Here is a 6,914-nt window from a genome sequence, read left to right as displayed (position 1 = left end):
GAGAATTTAGAAATATTTGCACATTAGCTGATTTTTCGGGAACCGTAGATGAAAATTTTTTAATATCGAATTAAGCGGATTTGATCTAATACCAATTTGATAAATGTTTGCTACAAATACCTAGGGGATTTTTTAGGAGTCAGGAGACAGGAGTTAGGAGTCGTATGGGAATAGCTTTGATACTATTTCTAAGTTCATAAATCATCTTTTTAGTCAAAAGGACATCCCTATAAAGTATGCACAATCTCTCTTATTATTCATAACATTCTTTTTTAAAACTGGTATAACTAGGTGATAGCTAATAGACATCTCCAAAAATAAAAAATAAAGTCAATTATCGAGGATAAACAGTCAATTATTTCCCCCTACTCCCTCTTTTCTAGAGATGTCTAATAGCTAGTTAATATTTTGAGAGTAGCTTCCATAATAGCTGTAGTCTGACCAAAAACTGTATATACTAGAGATTCCCGATAAACCCGTTGCGCTCCATGATTTTTGTGATTAGCACCACCACTAGAAACAGTAACAGCAGCAGCAGCACAACGCTGGGCTAAATTAATAGATGTTGCTCTGAGGTGGAGCTTTTTGGCAAAATCAGTATCAGAATTTTTATTAGCTTCCTCTATTACATTTCGACATTCATTCACCTCAGCTTGTAGACAAGAAATTGCATCTGCAATAAAACCAAGAGATTTGCTCTTTGATACTTCTATCATAATATCAATACCTGCAAAGGCACATCCTAAAGCAAAAGCACTAAAGCGCAAAACTTTTTGTTTGTCATTATGATGAATCCAATTTGCAGGTTTAAGAGAAACTACTCGCTCATCAGGTAAAAACCAATTTCTGACTGTAGCACTAACAGTATTAGTTGAATTAATAGCACACAAAGGCATAACTTCTGAGAAACTAATACTGCCATTTAATGTAGTAGTTTCCTCGAAAGGAAGTATGCCAAAAACTGCTCTTTCATCAGGTAATTTTGCTGCAATAATAAATTCTTGAAATATATTCCATCCAGTTATCCAAGGCACAATTCCTTCTATATAATATCCACCTGTAGTAGGGAAAGCTTTGACAGGTGGTTCCCCAGAGCGTCTAAGTTGGGAAAAAGCAACTCCTAATAATATTTTGCCATGACTCAAATGAGGTAAATATTGTTGTTGTAGTCGCTCATTTTCACTTGATGCTAACATTGCTGCTGCACTCTGATGTTGGGTTTGGAGAAAAGCTAATGCACCAGAATATCTTGCTACAAGTAATTGATAATTAAAATAATCTTGTTGCTTTAATTCTAAACCACCCCACTTTCGCGGAATTTGTAGTGCTAATAAACCCGATTTTCCTAGACTCATTAAAGCTGTTTTTAGTGCTTCTGGGTTACTATCTATTTCGTTAGCTAGGGGAGCTACAGAATTTTGTAAAATTGAAGAGGCAATTTCCTCTATATTTTGCATGATTAATACTAAGGGCGATAAAGTAAAAAGGAAGAAATAAGTAAGCATTCAGCTATTAGCAGTCAGCAGTCAGCTAATAGCCGAGCAAACCTACAGGAGTGATTAAAATTAGCTGACTATCTTTATTATTTATATTTCACTTTTTGGAGATTAATTTCTCAAACACAAACTTCCAAACAGGATAAGTTAATAACTCATAGCTGTTTCGCTGCGCGACATGAAAAGCGCAGCTCCTCCGCAGGAGGCTGGCTGTTAGCGAAGCTCCTCTGTTAGCGCAGCTCCTCCGCAGGAGGCAAGAGGCTAGCTGACGGCTGAATGCTTACAGAAATAAAGAGGTAGAATTAAGTTAGGCTAAGTTTTCTGGTTTAATTGTTTTGTTTTGATGATTCATTTTTAATCAACTCTAAGATTTCCTCTCGTGGTAAATTAACTAATTTAATTAATATCTGAGCATATTTATCGGCAGAAAAGTTTAATAAAGTTTCGATAACTTCTAATAACTCTTGATCGAGTTGACTAAATCGAGTTTTGAATAAGCTTTCCAGTATAATCTTTCGTTCTTCCTGACGCCCTTCTTGTCGTCCTTCTTGCCTTACATCTTCACGCCATTTCAGATAAGCTGGTGATAAATTCATAATTAATTCTCTCTCCTCCGATGTTAAATCTTGTTTAATTTCTAAATTAGTCTTCCATATTGAAACCTGTTCTAGTGCCAGATTTCTCAACGGGTTTTCTGGTGATAAATCAACTAATTCTAATATAGCTGATTTTTGAGTTTTTCCCTTCCCTAATATTCTTAACCATAGAGTTTCCGGTATTACTGGTAATTGATTAATTGCAATTAGATTAGTTTTTAATCCTGCTGTAGAAATATAAACTCCTGTCACGGGGTTTTCTGGATCTTGCTGAAAACCAAAACTATTGATTAATTTATCAGATGCAGAACTAGCTAATATCCACAAATAAGGCAAATCTTTTCATCAATAGATGCTTGATTTCTGTTTGCTTCTCGTTGCAATTGACTTTGCACCTAAAATAACTTCAGTAGACAACTACGAACTTCATTTAAGCTAGGTTGATTTCTAAATGGTTCAATTAAACAATTACTCAATAAAATTTGACTCAATACTCCTAGATTAAAATTAGAAGTAGGAGGTTTTGAGGCTGGGTAAAAATAAATATCTATCTGTCTAACTTCTCCAGTTACTTCTTTACTAATTTCGACTTGACCAAAAGATGAAAGTAATTCTTTGAGGAATTGTTTAGCAAATTGGTCTTGGGGTTGTCTTGTCATTATGTTTGAGGTTTCTGTAATGAAGTATAGATAGAATTATCAACATAATATTATATAACTAGATTCCATATTAAATTTATTTAGTCAAAACAAATAATGTAGGGGCGAATGGCTATTCACCCCTATTATATTAGTGGTATATTTGCCTAATTCGACTTTAACTAATTCAGGCGATCGCTCTCTTCTCTTCCTACTCCATTAGATGAAGCTTGTTATAATATGTAACTATGATTGGTTATAGGAGGAAATATTTAATGAGCAATACAAATTATAATTCCGAACTACAAGAAAAATTAGAGTTATTAAAGCAAGGAAATAGTAAAGATAAAAATTATAATGCTAAGAAAGCATTAGTTAGTGCTATTCCGGCAGTAGGTTCACTTGCAGTAACTTTTTATGAGAATTATATTAAAGAACCTTCTAGTCAAAGATTGCATAATTTTTTAGAAGGATTAGTACAAGAATTATTAGCTTTGAAAGCACAAATTGATGGTGTAAGTTTTGATAATCCAACATTTCAGACAACTTTCAAAAAAGCTATCCGTATCGCTGATGGTGAACATCAACAAGAAAAATTAGAAGCGTTGAGAAATGCGGTTTTAAATTCAGCTACCCCAAATTGTCCTAGAGATGATATTCAGGCTATTTTTATTAAATGGATTGATGAATTTACTGTGTCACATATTAGATTGCTTAGAATGCTGCATTACATAGATAATTATAATGAAGCAAAAATTTTAGCTAATTTGCCATATTTAGAGAAAAATCGTATTTTTTACAATCAAATATTACTCGAATTGACCAATAAGGGATTGATAAAATTGAGAGAGGTATATGAAACTTTTGAAGAAGAACCTCCAACTATTTATTTTGACGATCCATTTGATGATGTAAAACAAATATTAAAACAAGAAGCTGATGAAATAGAGTCAATCATATCAGAATTAAATCCCTTTCAACCTCGTCGTAACTATGAAAACAATTTTAGAACTGTCAAGCATACTGAAAATATTGACTCAATTATATCAGATGTAAAAAATAACTTACAAAAAAGCAATACAACAGACTTAGGGAAACAATTTATTCAGTTTATAGAAAATCCACTTGTTTAATAACAGAATAATAAATATCTTTTGCTGGCACAATTTCTCCTTTTGTTTTTCATAACTTTAACAGTTGGGTTAGCTAATAACTAAACCCAACCATATATAGTAATCCCAAATGATTTGTGAGAAAAACTGTAGGGGTTTGGTCTCCAAATCCCATTTTTTGCTTGGGTTTAGAGACCAAACCCCTATGATAAAATACTACAACCTATTTAGGATTGCTATATGCCTAATTAGACTTTAAATTATTCAGTCGATCGCGTAAAATTTCTGCCTGCTTTTCTGCCTCTGCTAAATTATTTCTAGTTTCCTCTACAAATTTAGGGTCTGCCTTTTCGACAAAACCAGGTTTACTTAACCTTTTAGAAGTAGATAAAATTTCTTTTTCTAACTTCCCTAATTTCTTCTCTAACCGAGCAGATAAAGCTTCAATATCTACTACTCCAGATAATGGAATTAAAATCTGTACAGTTCCAAAAACACCAGCAATAGTCTGACCAACTTCTGCATCAATATTAGGAGTAATATTCAACTTTTCAATCTTAACTAAATCCTGAATATAACTCTCTCCTTTTTGCAAAATTTCCCGTTCTTTTTCATTTTCACTCTGCAAAATCGCTGTAATTTTTACCTTTGGCTTAATATCAACCTCTGCCCGTAAATTTCTCAGCGTCCGAATTACCCCAATTAATAACTCAAACTCTGCTTCTAAATCGGAATTAATTAAAGACTTATCTAACTTAGGATAAGATTCTAAAGCCAAACATTTTTCTTCACCAACCTGATTCAAAGTATGCCAAATTTCCTCAGTAATATGAGGCATAAAAGGATGTAATAATCTCAAAATTCCATCCAAAACATAAGCCAAAGTTTGCTGTGCTACTAACTTAGAACTTTCATCTTCACCCTGCAAACGAGACTTAACTAATTCCAGATACCAATCACAAAAATCTCCCCAAATAAATTCATAAATACCCTTAGCAGCTTCCCCCAAACCATAATTATCTAAATAGTCGCAAGTTTGCTGCACAGTCTGATAGAAACGAGACAAAATCCAACGGTCAACTAACTCTAATTTATCCGCCTCTGGTTCACCTAATTCTTGAGGAGTTTTACCGCCTAATTTCATCATTACAAATCGGGCAGCATTCCAAATTTTATTAGTAAAATTTCGAGAGGCTTCTACTGATGCTGACTCATCAGTTTCTCGATTATAATCCATCCTTACATCTTGTCCTGCTCCGGCAGTTTCTCGCATCAAAGTATAACGCAAAGCATCAGTTCCATACTTGTCAATTAACAACAAAGGATCGATACCATTACCAACAGACTTAGATTGCTTTTTGCCATTTTCATCTAACATTAAACCGTGAATATAAACAGTTTCAAACGGCATTTTTTCAGTAAAATGTACTCCCATCATTGTCATTCTAGCAACCCAGAAAAAGATGATATCAAAACCAGTAGAAAGAGTGCTAGTAGGATAATATTTTGCTAAGTCGGGAGTATTCTCTGGCCACCCCAAAGTCGAAAACGGCCATAAACCTGATGAAAACCAAGTATCAAGCACATCTGGGTCCTGTTGAATTTTCACATCATCACCAAATTTTGCCTTTGCTTGCTCCAACGCTTCCGCTTCCGAACGAGCGACAATAAAAGGAGTGTTATCAGAAATTTCTCCATTAGTTTCGCTGATAGCATACCAAGCAGGAATTTGATGACCCCACCAAAGTTGCCGAGAAATACACCAGTCTTTAATTTTTACCAACCAGTCACGATAAACTTTCGTCCAACGTTCGGGAACAAACTTCGGTTGATTATGTTTATCCAATAATTCCAGTGTTTTCGTTGCCAATGGTTCAATTTTGACAAACCACTGAGTAGACAGCAGAGGTTCAACAGGTACTTTCCCGCGATCGCTATAGGGAACACTATGACTATATTCTTCTATTTTGACTAAAACACCCTCTTCTTTTAACCGTTTGACAACATTTTTCCGCGCCTCAAAACGGTCTTGTCCGACAAACACTCCCGCATTTTCATTCAAACTGCCATCTTTATTCATAATATTAATGAATGGCAAATTATGACGTTTACCCATTTCAAAATCATTAGGATCGTGAGCAGGAGTAACTTTCACGCAACCAGTACCAAACTCAGGGTCAACCAATTCATCAGCAACAATAGGTATTTCCCGTTCCATTATTGGTAGAGTCAGAGTTTTGCCGAGAATATCTTTGTAGCGATCGTCATTGGGGTTAACAGCAACACCAGTATCCCCCAACATTGTTTCAGGACGAGTAGTGGCAACTTCCACATAACCACTCCCATCAGTGAGAGGGTAGCGAAAATGCCAGAGATAACCGTTAACTTCCTTATTTTCCACCTCCAAGTCAGAAACAGCAGACTGACTAGCAGGACACCAGTTGACCAAATAGTTACCGCGATAGATGAGACCTTGTTCGTAGAGACGCATGAATGCTTCGATGACAGCTTTTGATAAACCTTCATCTAGGGTAAAACGTTCCCGCGTCCAGTCTGTAGACACTCCCAGACGACGCAGTTGATTAACAATAGTGCTACCAGACTCCGCCTTCCACTCCCAAGCACGTTCCAGGAATTTTTCCCGCCCAATATCGTAGCGACTTTTACCCTCTTCTTTAAGTTTACGTTCCAGAATAGTTTGAACAGCGATACTTGCGTGGTCAGTACCAGGGAGATAGAGGGTATTGTCACCCCGCATCCGATGGTAACGAATAAGCGTGTCTATCAGAGAATTGTTAAAAGCATGGCCTGCATGGAGACTACCTGTAACATTCGGTGGAGGAATGACAATACAGTAGGGGTCCCCTGCTTGATTGGGGTCTGCCTTAAATATATTATTTTCCTCCCAATATTTCTGCCATTTAGCTTCAGTAGCAAAGGGGTCGTATTTAGTTGGTAGTTCTGGTATAGTTTTGGTCATAGATGAAATTAAATTTTTGGACACTATTTGATTGTCCTTGACATACTCCCGACGCTCCCCTACGGGAGAGCGCGGGATTCTTCAGTCAGGGA

Annotated in this window: 5 protein-coding genes; 1 reads left to right on the top strand and 4 read right to left on the bottom strand. The window is 35.8% G+C overall.

Annotation, left to right across the window (positions count from 1 at the left end):
• Positions 1 to 389: 389 nt before the first annotated feature.
• The 3 genes from ACP6PK_RS16265 to ACP6PK_RS16255 form a co-directional block, all read right to left on the bottom strand.
• The gene (locus ACP6PK_RS16265) at positions 390 to 1,457 is read right to left on the bottom strand and encodes an acyl-CoA dehydrogenase family protein (RefSeq protein ID WP_426560835.1); all 1,068 of its coding nucleotides are present in this window, start codon (positions 1,455 to 1,457) and stop codon (positions 390 to 392) included.
• A gap of 365 nt (positions 1,458 to 1,822) precedes the next feature.
• Positions 1,823 to 2,428, bottom strand: a complete 606-nt coding sequence (locus ACP6PK_RS16260; protein WP_426560833.1) for an RpnC/YadD family protein — start codon at positions 2,426 to 2,428, stop codon at positions 1,823 to 1,825.
• Between the two features lie 59 nt (positions 2,429 to 2,487).
• The gene (locus tag ACP6PK_RS16255; protein ID WP_426560831.1) at positions 2,488 to 2,751 is read right to left on the bottom strand and encodes a hypothetical protein; all 264 of its coding nucleotides are present in this window, start codon (positions 2,749 to 2,751) and stop codon (positions 2,488 to 2,490) included.
• Between the two features lie 254 nt (positions 2,752 to 3,005).
• Between ACP6PK_RS16255 and ACP6PK_RS16250 the strand changes: the two genes are divergently transcribed.
• Positions 3,006 to 3,863 (top strand): hypothetical protein, encoded by an 858-nt coding sequence (locus ACP6PK_RS16250; RefSeq protein WP_426560829.1) that lies wholly within the window; start codon positions 3,006 to 3,008, stop codon positions 3,861 to 3,863.
• Between the two features lie 223 nt (positions 3,864 to 4,086).
• Here ACP6PK_RS16250 and ACP6PK_RS16245 read toward each other — a convergent pair whose 3' ends face one another.
• Positions 4,087 to 6,822, bottom strand: a complete 2,736-nt coding sequence (locus ACP6PK_RS16245; protein WP_426560827.1) for a valine--tRNA ligase — start codon at positions 6,820 to 6,822, stop codon at positions 4,087 to 4,089.
• Positions 6,823 to 6,914 lie beyond the last annotated feature (92 nt).

It is taken from the genome of Dapis hubbardiae BLCC-M172 (assembly GCF_050016015.1).
GTDB lineage: Bacteria > Cyanobacteriota > Cyanobacteriia > Cyanobacteriales > Microcoleaceae > Trichodesmium.
Note: the sequence above shows the minus strand (reverse complement) of the source record. Positions and strands in the feature narration are given on the sequence as shown.

What these genes read in the sequence shown, in the direction of transcription:
- ACP6PK_RS16265 (WP_426560835.1), bottom strand. Translation starts at nt 1,457, where the DNA reads ATGCAAAATATAGAGGAAATTGCCTCTTCAATTTTACAAAATTCTGTA.
- ACP6PK_RS16255 (WP_426560831.1), bottom strand. Translation starts at nt 2,751, where the DNA reads ATGACAAGACAACCCCAAGACCAATTTGCTAAACAATTCCTCAAAGAA.
- ACP6PK_RS16250 (WP_426560829.1), top strand. Translation starts at nt 3,006, where the DNA reads ATGAGCAATACAAATTATAATTCCGAACTACAAGAAAAATTAGAGTTA.
- ACP6PK_RS16245 (WP_426560827.1), bottom strand. Translation starts at nt 6,822, where the DNA reads ATGACCAAAACTATACCAGAACTACCAACTAAATACGACCCCTTTGCT.